Source organism: Escherichia sp. KTE159, from assembly GCF_000408805.1.
In the GTDB taxonomy this organism is placed as follows: Bacteria; Pseudomonadota; Gammaproteobacteria; order Enterobacterales; family Enterobacteriaceae; genus Escherichia; species Escherichia marmotae.
Genome location: NZ_KE137292.1, coordinates 1,977,754 through 2,001,729, shown reverse-complemented (window position 1 = coordinate 2,001,729; position 23,976 = coordinate 1,977,754). Strand labels below are relative to the sequence as shown.

At 45.9% G+C, this 23,976-nt stretch carries 18 protein-coding genes and 1 riboswitch; of the genes, 12 read left to right on the top strand and 6 right to left on the bottom strand.

The features are described from left to right. The first annotated feature begins 11 nt into the window (after positions 1-11). Positions 12-2,492: a fimbrial biogenesis outer membrane usher protein gene (locus tag A31E_RS11940; RefSeq protein ID WP_016248948.1), complete on the top strand. Its 2,481-nt coding sequence runs from the start codon at positions 12-14 to the stop codon at positions 2,490-2,492. Between the two features lie 10 nt (positions 2,493-2,502). After that, a complete protein-coding gene (locus A31E_RS11945) occupies positions 2,503-3,537 on the top strand; it encodes a fimbrial protein (protein ID WP_001516675.1) in 1,035 nt (344 codons plus the stop codon). 81 nt (positions 3,538-3,618) lie between these two features. On the opposite strand, the gene rcnB is transcribed toward A31E_RS11945, so the two are convergent. Together rcnB and rcnA are read right to left on the bottom strand one after the other, a co-directional pair. Then, the gene (gene rcnB / locus A31E_RS11950) at positions 3,619-3,957 is read right to left on the bottom strand and encodes a Ni(II)/Co(II) efflux transporter accessory subunit RcnB (protein WP_000153060.1); all 339 of its coding nucleotides are present in this window, start codon (positions 3,955-3,957) and stop codon (positions 3,619-3,621) included. Between the two features lie 217 nt (positions 3,958-4,174). Continuing rightward, a complete protein-coding gene (gene rcnA / locus A31E_RS11955) occupies positions 4,175-5,002 on the bottom strand; it encodes a nickel/cobalt efflux protein RcnA (RefSeq protein WP_016248947.1) in 828 nt (275 codons plus the stop codon). Between the two features lie 120 nt (positions 5,003-5,122). On the opposite strand from rcnA, the gene rcnR reads away from it, so the two are divergent. The 9 genes from rcnR to A31E_RS12000 all read left to right on the top strand — a co-directional run bounded on the left by rcnR (position 5,123) and on the right by A31E_RS12000 (position 18,257). Beyond that, on the top strand, positions 5,123-5,395 hold the full coding sequence (gene rcnR / locus A31E_RS11960; protein ID WP_000019944.1) for a Ni(II)/Co(II)-binding transcriptional repressor RcnR: 273 nt from the start codon (positions 5,123-5,125) through the stop codon (positions 5,393-5,395). Positions 5,396-5,486: 91 nt separating this feature from the next. Further along, positions 5,487-5,583, top strand: a riboswitch (TPP riboswitch). Positions 5,584-5,617: 34 nt separating this feature from the next. Further along, positions 5,618-6,406, top strand: a complete 789-nt coding sequence (gene thiM, locus A31E_RS11965) for a hydroxyethylthiazole kinase (protein WP_001195641.1) — start codon at positions 5,618-5,620, stop codon at positions 6,404-6,406. Further along, a complete protein-coding gene (gene thiD / locus A31E_RS11970; protein WP_016248946.1) occupies positions 6,403-7,203 on the top strand; it encodes a bifunctional hydroxymethylpyrimidine kinase/phosphomethylpyrimidine kinase in 801 nt (266 codons plus the stop codon). Before thiM ends, thiD begins: the two co-directional genes overlap by 4 nt. A gap of 65 nt (positions 7,204-7,268) precedes the next feature. Next, positions 7,269-8,084: a glycoside hydrolase family 25 protein gene (locus tag A31E_RS11975; protein WP_016248945.1), complete on the top strand. Its 816-nt coding sequence runs from the start codon at positions 7,269-7,271 to the stop codon at positions 8,082-8,084. A gap of 85 nt (positions 8,085-8,169) precedes the next feature. Beyond that, positions 8,170-10,743, top strand: a complete 2,574-nt coding sequence (locus A31E_RS11980; protein WP_016248944.1) for a DUF6493 family protein — start codon at positions 8,170-8,172, stop codon at positions 10,741-10,743. Beyond that, complete coding sequence (locus tag A31E_RS11985) at positions 10,740-13,397, top strand: DUF6493 family protein (protein ID WP_016248943.1); 2,658 nt, start codon at positions 10,740-10,742, stop codon at positions 13,395-13,397. The genes A31E_RS11980 and A31E_RS11985 overlap by 4 nt, the downstream gene beginning before the upstream one ends. Before the next feature lie 39 nt (positions 13,398-13,436). Next, positions 13,437-16,121: a DUF6493 family protein gene (locus A31E_RS11990; protein WP_016248942.1), complete on the top strand. Its 2,685-nt coding sequence runs from the start codon at positions 13,437-13,439 to the stop codon at positions 16,119-16,121. After that, complete coding sequence (locus tag A31E_RS11995) at positions 16,122-17,465, top strand: SWIM zinc finger family protein (protein WP_016248941.1); 1,344 nt, start codon at positions 16,122-16,124, stop codon at positions 17,463-17,465. It begins immediately after the preceding gene. Between the two features lie 45 nt (positions 17,466-17,510). Further along, the gene (locus A31E_RS12000) at positions 17,511-18,257 is read left to right on the top strand and encodes a GntR family transcriptional regulator (RefSeq protein WP_016248940.1); all 747 of its coding nucleotides are present in this window, start codon (positions 17,511-17,513) and stop codon (positions 18,255-18,257) included. On the opposite strand, the gene A31E_RS12005 is transcribed toward A31E_RS12000, so the two are convergent. Genes A31E_RS12005 through A31E_RS12015 form a run of 3 tightly spaced genes read right to left on the bottom strand, consistent with a single transcriptional unit; the run spans position 18,231 to position 21,471 of the window. Next, positions 18,231-19,196 carry a carbohydrate kinase family protein gene (locus A31E_RS12005; RefSeq protein ID WP_000017152.1) on the bottom strand — a complete coding sequence of 322 codons (966 nt, stop codon included), beginning with the start codon at positions 19,194-19,196 and terminating at the stop codon, positions 18,231-18,233. The genes A31E_RS12000 and A31E_RS12005 overlap by 27 nt on opposite strands. Continuing rightward, positions 19,193-20,197, bottom strand: a complete 1,005-nt coding sequence (locus tag A31E_RS12010) for an ADP-ribosylglycohydrolase family protein (RefSeq protein WP_000846195.1) — start codon at positions 20,195-20,197, stop codon at positions 19,193-19,195. The genes A31E_RS12005 and A31E_RS12010 overlap by 4 nt, the downstream gene beginning before the upstream one ends. After that, complete coding sequence (locus tag A31E_RS12015) at positions 20,194-21,471, bottom strand: nucleoside permease (protein ID WP_001516671.1); 1,278 nt, start codon at positions 21,469-21,471, stop codon at positions 20,194-20,196. Before A31E_RS12015 ends, A31E_RS12010 begins: the two co-directional genes overlap by 4 nt. Positions 21,472-21,727: 256 nt before the next feature. Between A31E_RS12015 and fbaB the strand changes: the two genes are divergently transcribed. Then, the gene (fbaB, locus tag A31E_RS12020) at positions 21,728-22,780 is read left to right on the top strand and encodes a class I fructose-bisphosphate aldolase (protein WP_000129564.1); all 1,053 of its coding nucleotides are present in this window, start codon (positions 21,728-21,730) and stop codon (positions 22,778-22,780) included. Between the two features lie 115 nt (positions 22,781-22,895). On the opposite strand, the gene yegS is transcribed toward fbaB, so the two are convergent. Beyond that, on the bottom strand, positions 22,896-23,795 hold the full coding sequence (yegS, locus tag A31E_RS12025; protein WP_000753102.1) for a lipid kinase YegS: 900 nt from the start codon (positions 23,793-23,795) through the stop codon (positions 22,896-22,898). Between the last annotated feature and the right edge of the window lie 181 nt (positions 23,796-23,976).

The following is a 23,976-nucleotide window of genomic DNA, read 5'->3' as shown; positions in this document are numbered from 1 at the left end:
AGGAGCTGCCTATGTTGAGAATGACCCCACTTGCATCAGCAATCGTTGCGTTATTGCTCGGCATTGAAGCTTATGCGGCTGAAGAAACCTTTGATACCCATTTTATGATGGGGGGAATGAAAGACCAACAGGTTGCTCATATTCGTCTGGATGATAATCAACCTTTGCCTGGCCAATATGAAATCGATATTTATGTTAATAAACAATGGCGCGGTAAATATGAAATTAGCGTTAAAGATAATCCGCAAGAAACGTGTTTATCGAGGGATATTATCAAACGGTTAGGTATTAATACCGATAACTTTGCCAGCGACAAGCAATGTTTAACATTAGAGCAACTTGTTCAGGGGGGGAGTTATGCCTGGGATATCGGCGTTTTTCGTCTCGATTTCAGTGTTCCGCAAGCCTGGGTGGAAGAGCTGGAAAGTGGCTATGTTCCACCGGAAAACTGGGAACGGGGAATTAATGCGGTTTACACCTCTTATTATGTGAGTCAGTATTACAGCGACTATAAAGCGTCGGGAAATAGCAAAAGTACCTATGTACGTTTTAACAGCGGGTTAAATTTTCTGGGGTGGCAACTGCATTCTGATGCCAGTTTTAGCAAAACAGATAACAATACAGGGGAGTGGAAAAGCAATACACTGTATCTGGAACGTGGATTTTCTCAAATTCTCGGCACGCTGCGTATTGGTGATATGTACACGTCAGCCGATATATTTGATTCCGTTCGCTTCAGCGGAGTTCGGTTATTTCGTGATATTCAGATGTTGCCAAACTCGAAGCAAAATTTTACCCCGCGGGTACAGGGGATTGCCCAGAGTAACGCGCTGGTAACTATTGAACAGAACGGTTTTGTCGTTTATCAGAAAGAGGTTCCACCAGGCCCGTTTTCGATTAGTGATTTGCAGTTAGCGGGCGGAGGTGCGGATCTTGATGTGAGTGTTAAGGAAGCCGATGGTTCAGTTACTACATATCTGGTGCCTTATGCGGCAGTACCTAATATGCTGCAACCCGGCGTGTCGAAATATGATTTTGCAGCGGGCCGTAGTCATATTGAAGGTGCGAGCAAGCAAAGTGATTTTGTCCAGGCAGGTTATCAGTATGGTTTTAATAACTTATTGACGCTGTATGGCGGCACGATGATTGCTAATAATTACTACGCGTTTACCCTGGGAACAGGTTGGAACACGCGCATTGGCGCAATTTCAGTCGACGCAACTAAATCGCACAGTAAGCAAGACAATGGTGATGTGTTTGACGGGCAAAGTTATCAAATTGCTTATAACAAATTTTTGAACCAAACATCGACACGTTTTGGTCTGGCGGCCTGGCGTTATTCGTCGCGTGATTACCGGACGTTTAACGATTATGTGTGGGCAAATAATAAAGATAATTATCGTCGTGATAAAAACGATGTCTATGACATTGCCGATTATTACCAGAATGATTTTGGTCGCAAAAATAGCTTTTCCGCCAATATGAGTCAGTCAATGCCAGAAGGCTGGGGATCTGTGTCATTAAGTACTTTATGGCGGGATTACTGGGGGCGTAGCGGCAGCAGTAAAGATTATCAGTTGAGTTATTCCAATAATTTGCAACGGATAAGCTATACCCTCGCGGCAAGTCAGGCATATGACGAGAATCATCATGAAGAGAAACGCTTTAATATTTTTATATCGATACCCTTTGACTGGGGAGATGACGTTACGACGCCTCGTCGGCAAATATATATATCTAACTCAACGACGTTTGATGATCAGGGTTTTGCCTCAAATAATACGGGATTATCAGGAACAGTAGGGAGTCGAGATCAGTTCAATTATGGTGTCAACCTGAGTCATCAACATCAGGGAAATGAAACGACAGCAGGGGCGAATTTAACCTGGAACGCGCCTGTGGCGACAGTGAATGGCAGTTATAGTCAGTCGAGTAATTATCGGCAGGCTGTAGCCAGTGTTTCAGGGGGCATTGTCGCCTGGTCGGGTGGCGTTAATCTGGCGAATCGTCTTTCTGAAACTTTTGCCGTGATGCATGCGCCGGGAATTAAAGATGCTTATGTGAATGGGCAAAAATATCGCACCACGAACCGTAATGGTGTCGTGATATACGACGGAATAACTCCTCATCGGGAAAATCACCTGATGCTGGATGTATCACAAAGTGACAGTGAAACAGAATTACGCGGTAACCGTAAAATTGCCGCCCCTTATCGCGGCGCGGTCGTTCTGGTCAATTTCGACACCGATCAACGCAAACCCTGGTTTATAAAAGCATTAAGAGTGGATGGGCAACCGTTAACATTTGGCTACGAAGTCAATGATATCCACGGTCATAATATTGGCGTTGTCGGCCAGGGAAGTCAGCTTTTTATTCGCACCAATGAAATACCACCAGCGGTTAATGTGGCAATTGATAAGCAACAAGGGCTTTCATGCACAATCACCTTCGGTAAAGAGATTGATGAAAGTAAAAATTATATCTGTCGGTGAGAGGTGGAATATGATTTTCAGAAATGGAATGTTACTAATTTTTATTTTATGGGCTAATTTTACCTGGGCTGGATGTCGTACCACTGCATCATTAAATATTACTGATAGTATTAATGTGGGGGAGATTTTAGCGAATGAGGTTTCCTTTAGTAAAAGTGTCGTGTTTACGGGGATATCTTGTGATACGAGCACGGATAAAATAGTCTATAAAAATATCCAAAGTGATTGGGTTGAAGTTGGACCTTTTGGTAATGGCGAAAAGTTAAAGGTTAAAATAGAGTCTTTAGGTAAAACCAGTGACACGATTGGGAAATCCAGCAATGCGCAGGCAGTATTACCCTATGTGGTTAAAATATCCAAAGGTACACCTGATTTTACTGGAGAAAGAAAACCTACCTGGTTTATTTCAGATACTGTGATTGCAAATATTGGCGGTGAGTCATCTTCATCCATTGACTTTTGGTTGGGCATTTGTAAGACATTGAAGATTAACTGGTGTGTAAGTTATCTCACCAGTAAACTGGCGGGGGATACATTTACGCTTGGGTTAAGTATTTCCTATTATCCTAAAAATACGACCTGTAAGCCTGAAAACACAATAATAAAAGTAGATGATATTGCCTTGTCCCAACTCAGAAGTCAGGGAAAGATTACGGCGAACAGTAAGGAAGGAATAATTACGTTGAAGTGTGATAATCTTTTCGGCGGCACAAAACAAGCATCGCGGAATATGGTCGTATATCTTTCCAGCAGTGACTTAGTTACAGGAAGCAATACAATTTTGCGTGGCAACATAGATAATGGTGTAGGATTTGTTTTGGATCTAAAAGAACCACCAAAAGGGACTGAAGCAGCCATCAAAATTTCTGCTAGCGGCGATCAGGGCGCGGCGACATCATTATGGAAAACAGATAAACCCGGAGCTCCTTTAAATAGTAATATTATTAATATACCTGTCCTGGCCAGTTACTATGTATACGATAAAAATAAAGTTAAATCGGGTGCACTTGAGGCAACTGCACTGATCAACGTGAAATACGACTAATAACAAACAAGACGAGCAAGTGGCTAATAATAAAAAATAATAAGGTGTCTGCATTTCCCCCTCTCTCCGAGGGGGCTTTTTTTAGCGATGATAAAAAATCTCACCGTCGTAGGCTTTAATGATTTTTCCGTCGGTATCATTGATCAGCACATATGCACCGCCCATATAGGTCCAGTGGGTTCCAGCGTCAGGTGCGGGCAAGTTACGCAACTGCCACTGCTTAATGTTGTACTCATCGGTACGGTACATTTCTGGTACGGTGTCACCTGGTTTGAAATGCTTGAAGTCAGCAATGAAACTGCTTAACTCATACTTCGAAATTCCCGAGGCATTGGTCGAACCCGCGGTGGCTGGTGCGGCCCATGCTGCGCTGGTTACCAGCAAAAGCGCACCCAGCAACATCTTATTTTTTATGGTCATATACTCTCCACTTTGGGGATCAGTAAAATCAGTCGCATATCTTTCCTGCCATACAATATAACCGACAAGAGATATTTTGTTAGTGATCCCATGATTTCGTAAAAAGTGTAAATGAAAGGATGCAGCAAAAGCATCCTCATTGAGCGAGAAGTGAGCGGAATAAGCTGATTTAAGAATCATCCTGGGCTAAAGGGATAACGAAGCCCAGGTGATTGTTTTATCTCATAATACCCATAAAGCCATGCACTCCCATATACAATCCGACTAAACCAATTAACAGACTGGAAAAATAGGGGGCACGTTTAGCGAGGGTGTTAAATCCGCTCCAGCGTTTTGCAACCTGCTGAACACTGATTGCTGCGCCAACGCCTACGGTGACCAGCGTTAATGCCAGGCCGATGCTGAAACTGACGACCAGAGTTGCACCCAATGTGAGGGCTTTCAACTGAATGCAAATCAACAACACTGTTATTGCCGCAGGGCAGGGGATAAGCCCGCCGGTTAAGCCAAACAGCAAAATTTGCCAGTTGGTGACCTCTCTACCATCAAAGCGTCGGTTAATGTCACTGGCATGAGCCAGCGCATGAGCATCCTGATACTCGTCGCTCTGACCATGCTCGTGATGGTGATGATGTTCGTGATCATGGTCGTGATGATGTTCATGGTCATGATGGTGATGCTCGTGCATATTCTCAAGCCAGTTTCTTTCACCGCGCCAGGTACGCCAGAACATCCAGAATGCGGTGCCAAGAATGATCACCGCGGAAATCAACTGAAGCCACGGCTCCGCTGACTGCGCAGTAAAGCGTTTGCTGATCACCATCCCGCCAAAGGCAATCAACCAGACCACCGCCGTATGTGAAATAGTTGCCGCCAGTCCAAGCATCACCGCCTGTTTAATGGTGCCTTTAATGGCGATGATAAACGCTGCCATCATCGTTTTTGAGTGCCCTGGCTCCAGCCCATGAAGCGCACCAAGTAAGATGGCGCTGGGGATGAAAAACCAGGCGTTTCCTTGCTGAAGAAGAGTGGTAAATTCGGTCATGATAATAATTCTTAGTATTAAATCGACGCCCTGATTCTACTCCCCCCCAGTACATGATACTACCCCCCAGTAGATTAATAGTGCTATGATTTTTCATTATCTTGTTAACCAGGTGTTGCCATGTCTCATACCATCCGTGACAAACAGAAACTGAAAGCGCGCGCCAGTAAGATTCAGGGACAGGTTGTTGCGCTCAAGAAAATGCTCGACGAGCCGCACGAATGTGCTGCCGTACTACAACAGATTGCCGCCATTCGTGGTGCGGTAAACGGCTTGATGCGAGAAGTGATTAAAGGCCATCTGACGGAACACATTGTTCATCAGGGCGATGAATTAAAGCGTGAAGAAGATCTGGATGTCGTTCTGAAGGTGCTGGATTCTTATATAAAATAATTTCACAACGTTATTGTAATATCGCCGTTTTTCCTCGTTTACAACGTGTGCGCGGGGCCTTACCATCCTTATCTGCGATCCATCATCGCAACCAAACGACTCGGGGTGCCCTTCTGCGTGAAGGCTGAGAAATACCCGTATCACCTGATCTGGATAATGCCAGCGTAGGGAAGTCACAGACCATCAGGTCATTGCTTCTTCACGTTATGGCAGGAGCAAACTATGCAAGTCGACCTGCTGAGTTCCGCGCAATCTGCGCGCATGTTACACCTCTTTCACCAACACTCTCCCCTTGTGCATTGCATGACCAATGATGTGGTGCAAACCTTTACTGCCAATACCTTACTGGCGCTCGGTGCATCGCCAGCGATGGTTATCGAAACCGAAGAGGCCAGTCAGTTTGCGGCCATCGCCAGTGCCTTGTTGATTAACGTAGGCACACTGACGCAGCTACGAGCACAAGCGATGCGTGCTGCCGTAGAACAGGCAACACGCTCCCAAACCCCCTGGACGCTTGATCCGGTCGCGGTTGGCGCACTCGAATATCGCCGTCATTTTTGCCACGAACTTTTATCGTTAAAGCCAGCGGCGATACGCGGTAATGCCTCTGAAATTATGGCATTAGCTGGTATCGCCAATGGTGGTCGCGGTGTGGATTCCACCGACGCCGCAGCCAACGCGTTACCCGCAGCACAAACACTGGCGAATGAAACCGGGGCTGTCGTCGTGGTCACGGGCGAGGTAGATTATGTTACCGATGGTCGTCGCATCGTTGGCATTCACGGCGGCGATCCGTTAATGACCAAAGTGGTAGGAACTGGTTGTGCATTATCGGCAGTTGTCGCTGCCAGTTGTGCATTACCGGGCGATACGCTGGAAAATGTTGCATCTGCCTGCCACTGGATGAAACAAGCCGGAGAACGTGCGGTCGCTAGAAGCGAAGGGCCAGGCAGTTTTATCCCCCATTTCCTTGATGCGCTCTGGCAACTGACGCAGGAGGTGCAGGCATGAAACGGGTTAACGCTCTGACGATTGCCGGTACTGATCCGAGTGGTGGTGCGGGGATTCAGGCCGATCTTAAAACCTTCTCGGCACTTGGCGCTTATGGTTGTTCGGTAATCACCGCACTGGTGGCGCAAAATACCCGCGGTGTACAGTCGGTGTATCGCATTGAGCCTGACTTTGTTGCCGCACAACTCGACTCAGTGTTCAGCGATGTGCGAATCGATACCACCAAAATCGGCATGCTGGCAGAGACGGATATTGTTGAAGCGGTGGCAGAACGGCTGCAACGTTACCAGATCCAAAACGTGGTGCTGGATACCGTTATGCTGGCTAAAAGCGGTGATCCGCTGCTTTCACCTTCGGCGGTTGCCACGCTACGCAGTCAATTATTGCCGCAGGTTTCATTAATCACCCCAAATTTGCCGGAGGCTGCTGCTTTACTCGATTCTCCACACGCGCGTAATGAACAGGAAATGCTGGAGCAGGGGCGTGAATTATTGGCGATGGGCTGTGGTGCCGTGTTGATGAAAGGTGGTCATCTGGATGATGAGCAAAGCCCGGACTGGTTGTTTACCCGCGACGGCGAACAACGGTTTACCGCACCGCGTATTATGACCAAAAACACGCATGGCACTGGTTGTACATTATCTGCGGCGCTGGCAGCGCTGCGTCCGCGTCACACGAATTGGGCTGACACCGTACAGGAAGCAAAAAGCTGGCTATCAGCGGCGTTAGCCCAGGCCGACACGCTGGAAGTTGGCCACGGGAATGGTCCGGTTCACCACTTTCACGCCTGGTGGTGAGCATCATACTATAGCTGCTTTGGCATTTTTCAGCGTGTTCGCGCTGAAATTCAGGGATGAAACCAATGCAGCTAAAAATAGCCAGTCGAAAAAAATTCACCGCCTTGTTCTGCGCTCTGGGGCTAATTTCCATCGTGGCGATTTATCCTCGTCAGACGGTGAATTTTTTCTGGTCGACAGCAATTCAGATTAAAGACTACATCCACTTTTATGGTTATCGCCCGGTCAAATCTTTTGCTATTCGAATCCCTGCCAATTACACCATTCATGGTATTGATGTTTCACGCTGGCAGGCGCGGATCGACTGGCAACGTGTCGCAAAAATGCGCGACAACGGTATCCGCTTACAGTTTGCTTTTATTAAGGCTACGGAAGGCGAAAAGCTGGTAGACCCGTATTTCTCGCGTAACTGGCGTCAAAGCCACAAAAATGGCTTATTGCGCGGGGCATATCACTATTTTTCTCCGTCGGTCTCAGCTTCCGTTCAGGCGCGATTATTTCTGCAAACGGTGGATTTCTCACAAGGCGATCTGCCAGCGGTGCTGGACGTAGAAGAACGTGGGAAATTATCGGCAAAAGAATTACGCAAGCGGGTAAGTCAGTGGCTAAAAATGGTTGAAAAGAGCACGGGCAAAAAGCCGATTATTTATGCGGGGGCGACGTTTTATCACACGAATCTGGCGGGATATTTCAATGAATACCCGTGGTGGGTGGCCCATTATTATCAGCGACGCCCGGACAATGACGGCCTGGCCTGGCATTTCTGGCAGCATTCCGACCGTGGACAGGTGGATGGCGTAAATGGTCCGGTGGATTTTAATGTGTTTAATGGCACGGTGGAGGAGCTGCAGGCATTTGTGGGAGACACACTTACGAAGTAAATTATAAAAATCAGAATTTCGGGGGCTGATAAAACAGGTAAACAACCTGGTATCATTGATAAAACTTCATGGAAGAGACTATCTGATGATACCTGTAGAACTCATTCAACAAAAAAATTATTCAGCCATTGTAGACTGGGCATTGTCATTAACCGAAGTTGAGCGAATTACTACCTTAAAGGAATTGTTGACGCTTGATTATAAATCACTTTGTTTGGGTGAATGTGTAGACGATGTAATCTCTTTGACAAAAATTGTTTGTGCTCGCAGTTATGCAGAACAAAAAATGTTTCCAGTTAGCTGGCCAGTGAAACATACATTGCTTCATGAAGTTAGCAGAAGTCGTTATCATACTATACACGATGCACTAATTACTTTTTTTACCCATTGCCCTCCTGATTATCTGGATAGTGTGCTTAAGGATTGTTTGCGCACGCCGCATACATACCCAGATATCCGCCTTCTATGGAGCTGCTATAAACATGGTTGGGTTATTTTTGACGAATCAGCATTTGCCAACGCATTATTTCACATTGAGATTTATACTCGTAATGCTCAGAATGAAATTGTTTGGATGCGGGAGAATTTACAGGTAATAGAAAAGGTCATTTTACCATTCCCGCAATATGACGTCCCAGTGCTTTTGCAAAGCCACTTCCATAAGGCCGACAACTCACATCAGTGTGGTGTTGTTACCGAGTACTGGGATGATGTGTTTATGCAACTGATTGCGGAAAATCTTCTGCCTCGTCAATTAATCAAGGAATTATTAACTTCATTAACAAATAACTTTAAAAAAGATCGCCTTAACTGGCATATTCGTCTAATAAAGATGTTTAACCCGCAAGAGGATGAATGGATTGCTAACCAGCAATTATTATTTTTAGGACTGAATGCCAGTAATAATACGGTAGTAAATTTTGTTATTCAGATAATACAAACATTTTGCTGTCATCCTGAGTTTGACCATTCATCATTTATGCAGTATTTTCCGGTTATTAGCGGACGTGAAAAGTGCGATAAAATATTATTCTTAGCACTTGATATTGCCGAGGTGTTGGCAGAACGCCATCCCCAATATCGTACAACACTGGCGAAAAACGTATCTGGCACCTTAATTCAGCGCACCGAAAAATTACAACTACGCACAGTTGAATTAATGATGAAATACCAATCAGCACAGGATGTGGCCGCGTTAGCTGAGCCATGGTTGGGGAGCTTAAAGCACAGTGTTCTGGCACTGTTGCAATGTGATTCACCGTTGGGCGAAGGTTATGTAATTCCCATGCTACAACATGAGATGGTCATTATTCCTGATAGCTGGGATGGGGTGTTGTTTCAAACAGGAAAAATGTTGGAAAATAAAGAAGAACTGGATATTGAGATTTTTTATGCCGGGATTATTGCTTTGCAAGATAAACTTCCTGGTGATTATAAAAAACAATTGCAACCCTATTATAAAAAATTGCATAAAAAGTATCTCGGATCATCAATACTCTATAGCCTGCGGGATTTTTTTCAGCAGTGGTTTAATGATGAATACGCATCAACGCCAGAGTGGCATGAACGGCGTTTACCGCATTTACAGAACCAAAACCAACTGGTGCTGGCGCGACTGCGTGATAACTGCCACTTAACGTTACTGGCAACACCAAGTCACACGCCGTTCTATGTTTCGCCGCAAATATTGGTGGAGCGATTATTGGCCCACGAACGCGAGAATTATCCGGTTGATCTTGATGATTTAATTGTCGCCTGTAATCGTATTTTGCCTGGCGAGATAATAGCAGAAGTGAAGCAACAGGCATTAATGTTAACAGGGAAATATGCCCAGGCGGTGCAATATTTGTTGGGGATCACTGATGAAATATCGGCAACAAATGATGCGTTTTTACCACTCTGGACGCAGATTACACGTACCCGAACTACAAACGGGGTGTTTCCACAATATGAATCTATCGCCAAAGAGCTGGTGAGTTGGCCTGGCATCCTCCAACCATTTACCTGTACATATCGCATATTAATTGATAAGAATAAATATAAAACCTGGTACAGACTGGTATTAAATAACAGTGTGATTCATTACGGGAAGAGAGATAGTCTTCACTCTTATCCTGCTCATTATTACTATATTAGTCTCCGTCGTGATGAGTGTTGTCACTGGAAGGACTTTTTGTATTATTTATCCCTGGTGCCAAATTATCCAGATTGCTGGTTAAGTTTTTTTGTTCCAGATACAGCAACGGGAAACGAAGTCGATGGGGTTGAAGAATGTTTATACCCTTTGCAATATTTACTTGAAAAACAACTTCACGTTCATCACGCAGGTTGGATCTACATTGCAGTTTGTTTACTTTTTGAGAAAAAAATTAGCCGCAATTTGGCCGCTGAATATATACAATTGGCTATCCAGCATAACTTTATAGACAGTCACTATCTGTCTGAATGTATTGCTTATTTATTGATGAATAAGTATGCTCCGGTTAATAGATTTATAGAATATCTTGATAACCACAACAGCGATCCAGCAGTACGAAAATTCCAAAAGAAAATTGTTGAGAATTGCATCACACTGGCTGGTGACAAAGAACTCCCCATTAATTATAAAAAATTAATAACTTATCTTAATGAATTTACTCTACAAGGATGTGAAGAGTGACCGATATTAAAGAACAATACACTAATATTATTGAGTCGGGAAATTCAGAGCAGTTTATTGCTTTCTTGAAAACGCAGGATGAAAAACTGCGCAATACGTTGGTGCCGTTGATTAAAAGGGATGTAAAACGGTTATACGAACAGTTTGACCGACAAAGTGGGCGGTATAAGGCTACTGCTGTTCAATTAGATATGTTAGGTGTCGCTATACTAAGTTGTTTTACGTGGAATGATATAAAAAAACTTTCGCCACAATTAGTTCGCCAAAATAATACTATTAACAGAGTGCTTCAATGGTATTGTCCACCATGGTTTGCTAAATTTATAAACTTGTATATACAGGAATCTCATAAACGTGGCTACGGTTTTATATTTTATGAAGAGTTAGCCGAATGGTTAAGTCAGGGGTATCTGGAACGTCAGACTCTGGAGGATGAAACAATAGCACAAACATTAGTTCCTCCACATGAGTCACTGGAAAAGTATCCCTTTTATTTTGAAGAGCATATCTGGTTAGTATTTCACTATCCGAACTATCTTTCTACCCGATGGCTGGAGTCTATAAAAACATACACAAAAAACCAACGCTTAGATCGCTTCCGCCTTCTTAATGAAAGCCTTCTGGCCGTTAATCGTGGTTTTAATAAAGATCAAACGAATTTTTATGCCACATTATTCAGCGCACTGGAGCCGACTGGTGATGAATGCTTGCAACTTCAGGATGAACTCATAGCAACATTTTGTTGTCCGCATAGTAAACCTGTTACGACGTCCCTACAGGCTATCAAAAAGATCCTTGATAACGACGATTTTCATCGTGATGAGTTTCTTACCCAATTACCATTACTGTTATCGTCAACGACCAAAGGCGTTGTTGATAGCACCTTAACCATTACCGATAAACTTGCGAAGCAGAATCCCGAGAAAAGGGCGGAAATCTGTCAACATCTGACGGGAGTCTTTATAAATAAAGATGCCAGTTTGCAAAATAAAGCAGCAAAATTAATTGCCAAATACGGTAGCCCTACTGAACCTGAACTAAGCTCACTATTAATGAGTTACGCCGATAACATACTTATTGGCGCTCGGGAATTATTAACTGACTTTCTTGATACCAAACCCATGGTTGTTGATGAAGCGGTACAATTGTACCCGGTTATGCCGCTGATTCGTGATGATAATCGTATCCCCGAAATTGAAACCTGGGATGATTTTATTTTCCTGGTTGGTAGGGCGTTTCATAATCTTGACTCCTTTTCTTTTGACCAACTCCCTGCGGCACTGTTATGTTTTTCAGAACAAATTAATAAAGACAATATTGAACAATTGATACCCGCTTTTGCCAATGCTTTGAAAACACTTCATACCTGGTCAGGTACTCAAGGAAGTTTCGATAAAATACTGGCAAGTTTCTTTATGGAGTTTGCAGATTTTATCCAAACAAAATATCACAATGAAAATATTGACAGGCAATGTCAAAAATATCATGAGCTAATTAATCATCAAGATAAGTATCAAAAGCTAAATTGGGGATTTAATGAGTGGCAGAAATCAACGAAAGCAGTATTTCAGCCATGGATTAATATTTTATTAAACACACTTACATTACTTAAAAAATCAAGCGGCCTACCGTTGCTTTCGACACCAACTCATCTTCCCTGTTTTATTGAACCACGTATTTTAATTGACCGTCTATATCGATACCAGCAGGCTGGAGAATCACCTTGCGGATTCGATTTTCAACTCGCGATACAGCGATGTGTTCCAGGCACAGAAAGCCTGTTGCCCAATGATTTTAACCGCCAATATTCAGAACTGATGAACTACTTGCGCTCTGGTAATGTTTCTTCTCTGGACGCCGTAAATGATGATGATCTAGTGCTTACTGCAATTTTAACACGTCAGGTTTTTTTACCCGATGTTGATTCTTATACCAGAGGGAATTTGTTATTGGCGAAGCGAGACACTCCGGTAGAAATATTGAAAAATAAGTATGATTGGAAATTATTAACAAAAGTTAACCAGAATCAATATACCAATAAAGAAATTGTTTATAAGCAACTCCATTTTGATATTCCCCGTTATTGGCACGATGAAAATTCAACATTATTTTATGAATATAGTTTTATGCGGTTTCCTGAAGGGCATAGTGCAGATCGAAAGCGAATATTATTCTCTTTCCCCTGGCATAGTGAGGCAATGCTGGCGCGCTTCATAGCAATTAATTTTAAAAATGCTTCTAAAGAAGCCAGAGAGATCATTAACCTGCTTCAGGCCATGCTTGAACTGCCTTTGCCACTTTTACCCATGGGTCATCTACTTACCGCTTTTTGCATGCTTCACGCCGACAAAACGGTGCGTGCTCTTGCTGGCGAACTATGGATTGAAAAGCTGCGTTATCCACAAGGTGTGAATTCTACCCATATCGGCGACATCCTTGGACGGTTGGAAAAAGAGAGCTGGGCACCACTCAAACGCTTTACCGATCTCGCCATGCAGTCGCTTATCAATATCAGTTTCCGGCACAATCAGGCATTACTTGAGATGGTATGTGCAATGGATAGCCATTTGAGCACGGTAAAAATCACCAATTACAAAAAGCTGACTGAACTACGGCAGGAACTTGAAGGTTTGGTGCTGCATTGTAAAAGCTAATTTAGTACGTATAAAAAAAGATATTCAGAGAGGAGAATAATGGATACGACTCAAGAGCATTACAGCAAAATCATTGAATCAGGGAATTCAGAACAATTATTAGCATTTCTGAAGTCGCTGGATGATAAGCAGCGGAAAAATTTAGTGCCGCTTATAAAGAAAGACGTGAAACGATTAGGCGAGTATCAATGGCATGAAGTAAGCATCGGTGGTTTTCGTGGAAGAACTTACCAGCAAGATGGTACAAAAAATCAGTTAGAGATGCTTAGCGTGGCGATCATCAGTTGCTATGCACGAAAAGACTGTAAAAATATTGAACGTAACTTGTTGAGTTCTAATGAGGCAGTTAAACAAACACTCAAATGGCACTGCCCAGAATGGCTTACTGATTATATTAATGGTGATATTAAAGGTGGAGATTTTTCAATAGATTATGCCACTCTCTGCGACTGGATTGCCGAAAAATATGTTGGTAATATTACACCGCAGGTTATTGTTAATAAAATTACTTCAGCATCAACTCTTGAAAACCATCGTTTTTCTTTAGACGATCATATCTGGATGGTGTTTAATTATCCGTGCAGTGTTTCATGGTCAGATCAGTGGTATCCAAAGGAAAGTAAACCTGAGGATGCCGGGGAACGAAAATGGATATATTTCTTCAAAAAATATATCACGGAAAAACGCATCAACAGAATAAAAGTATTAAAAGAAAGTTTGCTCGCGGTTAATCGTAATTTTAATCGTGAACAAACATGCTGGTACGCAACGTTATTTTCTTCACTGCAACCGACAGCGGACGAATGTTTGCAACTTCAGGAAGCGCTATTTTCAACATATTATTGCCCGCACAGTAAACCTATCACTACGGCATTGCAGGCAATCAAAAAAATATCCGAACATCCGCAATTTCACCATGATGAGTTTATCTCCTGCCTTCCACAGTTATTTTCTTTCACCACTAAAGGTATTGTCGATAGCGCATTGACGATTGCTGATAAACTGGCGAAACTGCACCCTGATAAAAAATTTGAAATCTGCCAACACCTCACCACGGTATTCCTCAGCAAAGATGTCGGGCTACAAAATAAAGCAGCGAAGTTAATTGCAAAATATGCCAGTCCTTTAGAACCAGAAATAAGTTCGTTATTAAGTCGTTATGGCGATAATCTGCTTACAGGCGCTCGTGATTTATTAACCGACTTTCTTGATGTTACGCCGCTTACGTCCGATAAATCTGCTGAACTTTCTCCCGTATTTCCACTGATTCGTGAAGATAACCGTATCGCAGAAATTGAAACCTGGGATGATTTTGTCTTCCTGGCAGGCCAGGCATTTCATAACGTCGAGTCGTATCACTTTGACCTGTTACCAGCCGCATTATTACGTTTTGCTCCTGAAATTAATGAAGAGAATGTGAACCAACTGGAACCGGCGTTTATGCAGGCGCTTGAGGCATCTGAACATATTTCTTTTTTTGAAGGAATGCTGAGCTTTTTCTTTATGGAATATGCGGCAGAACTTATCTCACGTTTTCCACTACAGACAGCAAAAATTAAAATATTGTATGAAGATTTTAAGAGTTTAAAAAATACAACTGACAAATGGAAAAAGATAGACTGGGGGTTTCATTCCTATGATACAGAGAACAAAAAACGAAACCGCTCATGGATTGCGTTTTTCAAAAATATTCTGTTGTTATTAACAAATCAGGCAAATCTGCCTTTGCTTTCAACACCCACGCATCTACCTTGCTTTATTGACCCGGCGGTGTTTGTTCAGCGCCTTTTGCAATACCAGAATGCGGGTGTGGAGCCTTGTAGTCAGGATATGCAACTTGCGATTCAACGGTGTGTATTTATTGGCAATCAGCCTGACATTTCACAACTTAACCCCGGATATGCTGCATTAGTGCGATATTTGTTATCTGGTGAGCAAGACGCATTAGCACACGTTGCGCATGATGAATGGAAACTGGCGGCCATTATTACCCGCAGTGCGGTGAACGCTGATACAACCTCTTTTGATGTCGGGTATGCATTGCTGGAAAAACATGCGTTACCGATGGCGTTATTAAGCAATATGTTCCCCTGGTTCATCAAGGAAAACAAAGCTCACCTCCCTGTTCGAACATTCAACTTTGACGTCACAACGGCTGTTCAAAATCTGGAGATGACTTTGTTCTATGCTGACAGTTTCATGCCTTGCGATAAATACAGTTACTTTGGCGGAGAGTATAAGCGGCGAACGCTGTATGCTTTCCCCTGGCAGGGTGATGTCACACTCATGCGTTATATTGAAATGAATTTTCATGATCCAAACATTTCATCAACGAAATCGAATCTGGAGATCCTTCAGGCCCTGTATGATCTACCATTGCCACTTTCTCCAGTAGGGCATTTGCTTACCGCGCTTTGTATGCTTCACTCTGACAAAACTGTCCGTGCACTTGCCGGAGAGTTATGGATTGAGAAGCTACGTTACCCACAAGGTATCAATTCTGCCCATATCGGCGACATTCTGGGGCAGCTTGAAAAAGAGAGCTGGGCACCACTCAAACGCTTCACCGATCTCGCCATGCAGTCGCTTATCAATATCAGTTTCCGCCACAATCAGGCATTACTTGAGATGGTAAGTGCAATGGATAGCCATTTGAGTACGGTAAAAATCACCAACTATAAAAAGCTCAACGAGCTGCAACACGAACTTACAAGGAAGTCATAAATGGAAGAGATACTCACTTATAGTTACAACATCCCATCCGCTTTGCACAAAACGAACGGTAAAGATGAATTACGCCTGGCGAAATACAGCGAGATTCAAAAGGCGTCTGACGCGCCCTGTTTTTTTATCGGCCAGGTCAGGCAACCTTTTATGATGGCGCGCTGTTTAATTGCACTTTCCAATGTGGTGAAGTCGAGTTTTAACCTTTCGCCTGCGCAACTGGCGCTACTGAAAGATCCTATTGTCAGCGCAGGATATGAACGGGTGCGTTTTGAAGGCTTTTCTCATTGTGCCGGAGTTTATGCGCGGCTTGATATTTTGCCCGATGGCTTAAACGGTGAGTTTTTACAAAGCGGCACGACCAATGTCGATTTTAACCAGCCCATGCTTTCGGCATTAGCGGGGGGAAGCAATAGTGGAGATGTTACATTATCCGTCGGTCAGAAATCGGTGGGGTTACATCTGGAAAATCACAAGGTTATTGAACGCAAAGTGCCACTTCCGGTGAAATGGATCAAAGGCTTGAGTAGTGTGCAGGTCTATCTTGCGCAATCAGCAAAAGGTCACCAGTTCACAAAAGTCCAGGCGCAGCAACTGTTTCGCTCATTACCCAAAGGGCAGGTGAAAACCGATTACTATTTACAGGTGCGTGGTACGACACCACAGTTTTCGCCCGTAAAATCAGTCAATGCGATTTGTATTGGCGGGCTGCATCGTCTGCGCTTACTGGAACCCTTGTTACCTTTTGCTGATTGTTTGCAGGTCTTCGCGCAACCAGATATGCAATCCACCACCTGGCAACTCTGGTTTGGCGATCTGCGTTTTACGCTTTCTTTATCTCGTGATTGCTGGCGTGGATTTTCTGGCGAAGGGGCGACGCTGGATGCGCTAAATGAGGGGATTGATGAGAGTTGGCTGACTATTTTTGATGAGCATGCACAGGCCAACCAGACCATTAGCCCGGCATTTTTTGCTTCTGGTGGCAGTCAGTGGCTGGGAAAAACCGACACCCTGGCCGCGCAACTGGCGGCAATGGGATTACTGGGTTATGACCTTACCGATAATGCATATTTTTATCGCCAGTTGCCGTTCAAACTCTCCCGCATAATGACTCTGAATCCCCGTCTGAAAGGGGCAGATAAATTACTGCAAGAGAACAAAGTTGAAATTATTAGCCAGCAGCCAGCCAGAACAGAGGCGCGAGTTGAAGGAAGTGGGGTACGACATACCGTCATTCTCGATGCAAATGGTGAACGCTGTACCTGTGAATGGTTCAGTAAATATCAGGGCGAAAGAGGGCCGTGCAAACATGTGCTGGCGGTGAAGAAACTGCTAAGGCAATAGGTGCGTGATATACTCCTACCAGACTCCCCGGCAGGAAAAAGACAAATGGAACAAGCGCATACCCAGCTTATCGCTCAACTGAACGAACGTATTTTAGCGGCGGACAACACGCCGCTTTATATTAAGTTTGCCGAAACGGTAAAAAATGCCGTGCGCAGTGGGGTGCTGGAGCATGGAAATATTTTGCCCGGCGAGCGTGATTTAAGTCAGTTAACCGGCGTTTCGCGCATTACGGTGCGCAAGGCGATGCAGGTGCTGGAAGAAGAGGGAGTGGTGACGCGTTCGCGTGGCTACGGAACGCAGATCAACAACATCTTCGAATACTCGTTGAAAGAAGCGCGAGGTTTTTCTCAGCAGGTGGTGTTGCGTGGGAAAAAACCCGATACGTTGTGGGTTAATAAGCGAGTGGTAAAGTGTCCCGAAGAAGTTGCGCAGCAACTGGCGATTGCCGCGGGCAGCGATGTCTTCTTGCTTAAGCGTATTCGCTATGTGGATGAAGAAGCGGTATCGATAGAAGAGTCGTGGGTTCCAGTGCATTTAATTTATGATGTTGATGCCATCGGTATTTCTCTCTATGACTATTTCCGCAGTCAGCGTATCTTTCCCCTGCGCACCCGTTCCCGCGTTAGCGCCCGAATGCCGGATGCCGAGTTTCAGTCACATATTCAGTTAGATAGCAAAATACCGGTGCTGGTGATCAAGCAAGTGGCGCTTGACCAACAGCAACGGCCTATTGAGTACAGCATCAGCCACTGTCGCAGCGATCTATACGTTTTTGTGTGTGAGGAGTAGTTCTTCGCGCGTTGGCGCGCAATCACCGCCGCGATGTCCGACAACCCACGACGCTACCGCATTGCCCAGCAATACGGCGTCTGCCAGTGGGAGACCGGAGGCCAGTCCGGCAAGCACGCCACCAGCATGGCTATCACCTGCGCCAATAGTGTCCACGACTTGCGTTGGAAATGCCGGAACGCAATCAGAAGCGTTGTTGCTGAAATACCACGCGCCTTCTTTATCGAGACGAACGATCAGCGGCGCGGCAAATTTCTCCTGCCATTGCGTGCCAAGCATTGTGATATTTGCGGATAAAGCAAAACGTTCGGCGGCAATCTCAGCTTCCTGGCGATTGAGCGACACCAGTGGCCGACAGGCCATGATGCGCGCAAGCAATGCATCCGGGATATCGTCAATCCGCGGGCCGAAATCAATAAACGGCGTCACGTCTTGCAGTCCTTCCAGCCATTCCACTAACAATTCGCCACAGGGCGAGGCCAGTTGATAACCGGAAAAATAGAGCAGGCTATTTGGTGCAACGGTTAATCGCGTCAACCACTGGCTATTCCACTGATTTTCCACACCGCTGAACGACATAAAGGTACGTTCACCATCAGGTTCAACCAGCGCCAGACACCAGCCGTTATCGCCTTCGGCGTTATCGAGCAGGCTGAGCAATCCCTCTTTTGCCATCCGGTTACGAATAATCTCCGACCACACCCCCTGACCGAGCGGCAGGGCGTTATCCGCTTCTATACCGAGGCGTTTTAACGTCACGGCAATGTTCAGCGCACAGCCGCCAACATTTACGCTCTGCTGTTTCAGTTCGATATCGCACCCGCGCCAGGGCAGGGCGTAAGCGTCAGCGATCACATCAATGACAGCCGCACCGACAACCATCACCGGTTGACGCGTAGTTAATTGCGACAGCAGCGTGTGTAACCTGGTGCCGCTCATACCGCCTCCCGTTGTTGGCGATACTTCGCCAGCGCCGTGGCATAGCGGTTGAAATCAAGCTGATTAACCGCATCCAGCTCAGCCTTTAATGCCGGATCGATAGCATTTACGCCATGCAATGCGCCACAAATCGCCGTCGCCATAGCGCCGATGGTGTCAGTGTCACCACCAAGATTGGCGCACAGAATAGCGCAGCGGTTCGGATCGGTTTGTGCCAGTTCAACCAGCGCAATGGCGCACGGAACGGACTCAATAGTGCTAGTGCCTGCGCCAATCACTTGATATAGCTGTTCGCTGGCAGATTCGGTGCCGTCGGCGTGACGAACGATTTTTAGTGCAATCTCCAGACGTGCCGCCAGTGAGGCGCTGAAGGTAGTGATGCGTTTTTGTTGAGCATGTCGCGCAATCGAGGGTAGAGAATCAACAATCGCTGACCAGCTTTCGCCGTCAATGGCACGAGAAATCGCCCATGCAATAACCACCGCCCCCGCAATCGCCAGATCGGATTTATGGGTCGGGCTGGACGCCAGCGCCACATCATCAATAAAGGAATCAACATCACGCGCCGGGAGTAAACACCCCAATGGTGAGACGCGCATCGCCGCACCGTTAGTCACGCCGTTGTTTTCCAGTTCAGCGACGGGTTTACCGTCGCGAATGGCGTTAAGCGCAATTTTTGAGGTCGGGCCAAGCACGTTTTTGTTGAAGGCGTCGAAACGCAGTGCCCAGTCGAGGATTTTACGCCCAATCAGATCCGGGTCGATCTCGCCTTCGCGTTCCAGCAACGCATCCGCCAGGCACAGCGCCATCGAGGTGTCGTCGGTAAATTCGGCGCGGTTAAAATAGCAGGCCGCGTTATTCTCCTTTGGGCCGGGCAGAAAACGGTCAATCCAGCCAAAATGCGCTTTGACGCGGCTGCGCGGCCAAAGCTCGGAGGGCATCCCCATCGCATCCCCTAACGCCTGCCCGTAAAGAGCACCGAGAATACGTTCTGTTTTCATTTTGCTTCCCCTTGTGTCAACGCAATATCGCGATCATCGACCCTAATAGCCGTAATTTCGTTGTCGGATTCGCGGAAAAAAATCATGAACAGCACGGCGATAATGGCAATCATCACCGCACCGAAAGTCCATATCCCGGCCCAGTTGAAGGTCAGCCCGTTGACTGGTTCCTGATAAGCGAACATCATTTCCATCATTACGCCGCCAAGACGATAGCCGAGCAAACTACCGAAACCCTGGCAGCAGAGCGTAATCAACCCCTGCGCGGCAGTACGCATGTGCACGGGGGCTTTTTTGTCGACATAGATGTATGCGGTAACGTAGTAAAAATCGTAACTTACGCCGTGCAGCAAAATGCCGAGGAACAATAGTGCGTAGGTGAAATATTCATCCGCGCTGCCGTAAATAAAGAAGCCATAACGAATCGCAGCGGTGACCAGACCAAGTAATAATACCTTTTTGATACCAAATCGTTTGGTGAAAAACGGCAATGCCAGCATAAAGAAGATTTCAGAGAACTGGCCGAGCGTCATCCAGCCGGTCGCGTTTTTCATACCGACTTCGGTCAGATAACCGTTGGCAAAGATGTAATAGAACGCCAGCGGCATAGCAAACAGGAATGAACAGAAGAAAAAGACGAGGAAGTTTTTATCGCGCAGCAGGATCAGTGCATCCAGGCCAAGCATGACTTTAATATCCATTTTGCCAGTGCTTTTTGGTGGTGTGTCGGGCAGGAAACATGCAAACACACCGAGTAGAGCAGAACTTCCGGCGGTAATCAGCAGCGGAATATTAGTCGGTGAGATATCGGCATAACCCAGCATTTGCGGCAAGAATCCACATGCCAGACCAGAGGCAATCCAGCCGATAGTACCCATCACACGAATGCGTGGGAAATCACGTTCCACATCCGGCACGTTGGCAAAGGCGATGCTATTAGTCAGTGCAATGGTCGGCATATAGGTTAGCGAGTAGGCCAGCAGTAACGGGAAGAATCCGGCAAAAGTGGTCTGTTGCGCAGCGAAATACATCAGCACTGCACCAGCGAACATCAACACAGCCAGCACTTTCTGCGCCGAGAAAAAGCGGTCAGTGATGGAGCCAACCAGAATAGGGGACAGGATCGCCGCGATGGCGGTACAGGCATACGACCAGCTAATTTCTCCGGCACTAAACCCGCTTTTACTTAACCACAGCCACAATGGTACAAACCACGCGCCCCAGATAAACCATTCAACAAACATCATGAACGACAGCTTTGCTGTTGTTTTCATCTTTTGATTCCTTCATGACAGGTAATGTAAGGTACGCGCTGACAATACCATTTGATGACACCTTTTAAATACCTTTATGGTGAAATCTTGACCGCGGTAACACTTTTTCTGATGAGTCGTGCCAACAGGAAACGCTGAAAAAACAGCCGAAAGATGGAAAAAATAGCTCATAACGACCAGGATTATAATTGCCCGCAAAAGGTGGGCCAGGACAATCCATAGCCGATATCCAATCGGAATTTACGGGAGCATAGTAATGACAGATATTGCGCAGTTGCTTGGCAAAGATGCCGACAACCTTTTACAGCATCGTTGTATGACTATTCCTTCTGACCAGCTTTATCTCCCCGGACATGACTACGTAGACCGCGTGATGATTGACAATAATCGTCCGCCAGCGGTGCTGCGTAATATGCAGACGCTGTATAACACCGGGCGTCTGGCCGGAACCGGGTATCTTTCTATTCTGCCGGTTGACCAGGGGGTCGAGCACTCCGCGGGGGCTTCATTTGCTGCTAACCCGCTCTATTTCGACCCGAAAAACATTGTTGAACTGGCGATAGAAGCGGGCTGTAACTGTGTGGCGTCAACTTATGGCGTGCTGGCATCGGTATCGCGGCGTTACGCTCACCGCATTCCATTCCTCGTCAAACTCAACCACAACGAGACGCTAAGTTACCCAAACACCTACGATCAAACGCTGTATGCCAGTGTAGAGCAGGCGTTCAACATGGGAGCAGTGGCAGTTGGCGCGACCATCTATTTTGGCTCGCAAGAGTCACGTCGGCAGATTGAAGAAATTTCTGCGGCCTTTGAACGTGCACATGAGCTGGGCATGGTGACCGTGCTGTGGGCTTATTTGCGCAACTCCGCCTTTAAGAAAGAGGGCATCGATTACCATGTTTCCGCTGACCTGACCGGTCAGGCGAACCATCTGGCGGCGACCATTGGCGCGGATATTGTCAAACAAAAAATGGCGGAGAATAACGGCGGCTATAAAGCGATTAATTACGGTTATACTGACGATCGCGTTTACAGCAAGTTAACCAGCGAAAACCCGATTGACCTGGTGCGTTATCAGTTAGCTAACTGTTATATGGGCCGCGCAGGGCTGATTAACTCCGGCGGTGCCGCGGGCGGTGAAACCGACCTTAGCGATGCGGTGCGTACTGCGGTTATCAACAAACGAGCGGGCGGAATGGGGCTGATTCTCGGGCGTAAAGCGTTCAAGAAATCGATGGCCGACGGCGTGAAACTGATTAACGCCGTGCAGGACGTTTATCTCGATAGCAAAATTACGATTGCCTGATGTGCTTCATTTATCTGGCCTGCGAACAACACACCTCCCGTAGGCCGGATAAGGCGTTCGCACCGCATCCGGCAAAAATTGATGTACCCCTGTTCAGGAGAGAATAAATTTTTGACTAGCGCAATAACGGGCAGTCCGGCGGTAATCGACAACGCAACGCCGCCGGAAGTATTTCTATATGAAAACGTTGGCCACTTAATGGTTCGCCATCAAGGTTAAAGGTGATTTCATGAGGCGCTTGTATCTCGAACCACGCCGAAGCGCCTTCAACAATATTCGGGTTTTCTTCATCAGGTTTTAAGGTTGAGAAGAGAGCGGGAAGAATTTCGTCACCGGTGAAAATACGCAGTTGCAATAACCCATCGTTAATCAGCGCATTCGGGCACAGTTGCTGACCGCCACCGGCCTGACGCCCGTTGCCAATACCAATAACCAGCGCATCGCCTTGCCAGTGAAAATTTTCACCACGGATTTCGCAGCGGTCCGGTTGCAACGTATCCATGCGCATTAAGCCGTGAATGATGTAAGAGACGCCACCCAGCGCGGCTTTTAATTTCTCCGGTGTTTCGGTGGTAATGCGCGTACCAAATCCGCCCGTCGCCATGTTGATAAAACAGGTTTGTTTGTTGACCTGCGCCATATCAATCGCAATGGCGTTACCGGCAATTGCCAGTTTAAGTGCCTTATCCAGCGCTTCAGGAATACCCACACTGGTGGCAAAATCGTTCGCTGTACCTAGCGGCAATATTCCCAAAGCAGGAATGTCATCACCTTCGCACTGAATCAATGCCGTGGAGACTTCATTAATAGTGCCATCTCCACCTCCGGCAATTACCGTTGCAACGCCAAGCTGACGGGCTTCAGCAACATAACGCGCGGCATCATCTTTCTCCCAGGTGGTTCGTACATGGATCGTCATTCCTTCCTCACGCAACAGCATAATCGCTTCGCGCAATATCTCATTGCCAGCACTTTTGCCGTTAAGAATCAGTAAGCTGGCGGGAAAATCTGCCATGGTCGTCTGCCTTTATGATTGGTCTGTAGATAGTGTAGAGCAGAAAAGAAAAGGCGGAGTCAGAACAGGATGAAAGCGTGGTACAAAAAAATAAGCCCGTGTAAGGGAGATTACACAGGCTAAGGAGGTGGTTCCTGGTACAGCTAGCATTTTATGGGTTATGTTTTTCAGCGAAACAGAT

Excerpts from the sequence above, each read along its gene's own strand:
- A31E_RS11940 (WP_016248948.1), top strand. The coding sequence starts at position 12 with ATGTTGAGAATGACCCCACTTGCATCAGCAATCGTTGCGTTATTGCTC.
- A31E_RS11945 (WP_001516675.1), top strand. The coding sequence starts at position 2,503 with ATGATTTTCAGAAATGGAATGTTACTAATTTTTATTTTATGGGCTAAT.
- rcnB (WP_000153060.1), bottom strand. The coding sequence starts at position 3,957 with ATGACCATAAAAAATAAGATGTTGCTGGGTGCGCTTTTGCTGGTAACC.
- rcnA (WP_016248947.1), bottom strand. The coding sequence starts at position 5,002 with ATGACCGAATTTACCACTCTTCTTCAGCAAGGAAACGCCTGGTTTTTC.
- rcnR (WP_000019944.1), top strand. The coding sequence starts at position 5,123 with ATGTCTCATACCATCCGTGACAAACAGAAACTGAAAGCGCGCGCCAGT.
- thiM (WP_001195641.1), top strand. The coding sequence starts at position 5,618 with ATGCAAGTCGACCTGCTGAGTTCCGCGCAATCTGCGCGCATGTTACAC.
- thiD (WP_016248946.1), top strand. The coding sequence starts at position 6,403 with ATGAAACGGGTTAACGCTCTGACGATTGCCGGTACTGATCCGAGTGGT.
- A31E_RS11975 (WP_016248945.1), top strand. The coding sequence starts at position 7,269 with ATGCAGCTAAAAATAGCCAGTCGAAAAAAATTCACCGCCTTGTTCTGC.
- A31E_RS11980 (WP_016248944.1), top strand. The coding sequence starts at position 8,170 with ATGATACCTGTAGAACTCATTCAACAAAAAAATTATTCAGCCATTGTA.
- A31E_RS11990 (WP_016248942.1), top strand. The coding sequence starts at position 13,437 with ATGGATACGACTCAAGAGCATTACAGCAAAATCATTGAATCAGGGAAT.
- A31E_RS11995 (WP_016248941.1), top strand. The coding sequence starts at position 16,122 with ATGGAAGAGATACTCACTTATAGTTACAACATCCCATCCGCTTTGCAC.
- A31E_RS12000 (WP_016248940.1), top strand. The coding sequence starts at position 17,511 with ATGGAACAAGCGCATACCCAGCTTATCGCTCAACTGAACGAACGTATT.
- A31E_RS12005 (WP_000017152.1), bottom strand. The coding sequence starts at position 19,196 with ATGAGCGGCACCAGGTTACACACGCTGCTGTCGCAATTAACTACGCGT.
- A31E_RS12010 (WP_000846195.1), bottom strand. The coding sequence starts at position 20,197 with ATGAAAACAGAACGTATTCTCGGTGCTCTTTACGGGCAGGCGTTAGGG.
- A31E_RS12015 (WP_001516671.1), bottom strand. The coding sequence starts at position 21,471 with ATGAAAACAACAGCAAAGCTGTCGTTCATGATGTTTGTTGAATGGTTT.
- fbaB (WP_000129564.1), top strand. The coding sequence starts at position 21,728 with ATGACAGATATTGCGCAGTTGCTTGGCAAAGATGCCGACAACCTTTTA.
- yegS (WP_000753102.1), bottom strand. The coding sequence starts at position 23,795 with ATGGCAGATTTTCCCGCCAGCTTACTGATTCTTAACGGCAAAAGTGCT.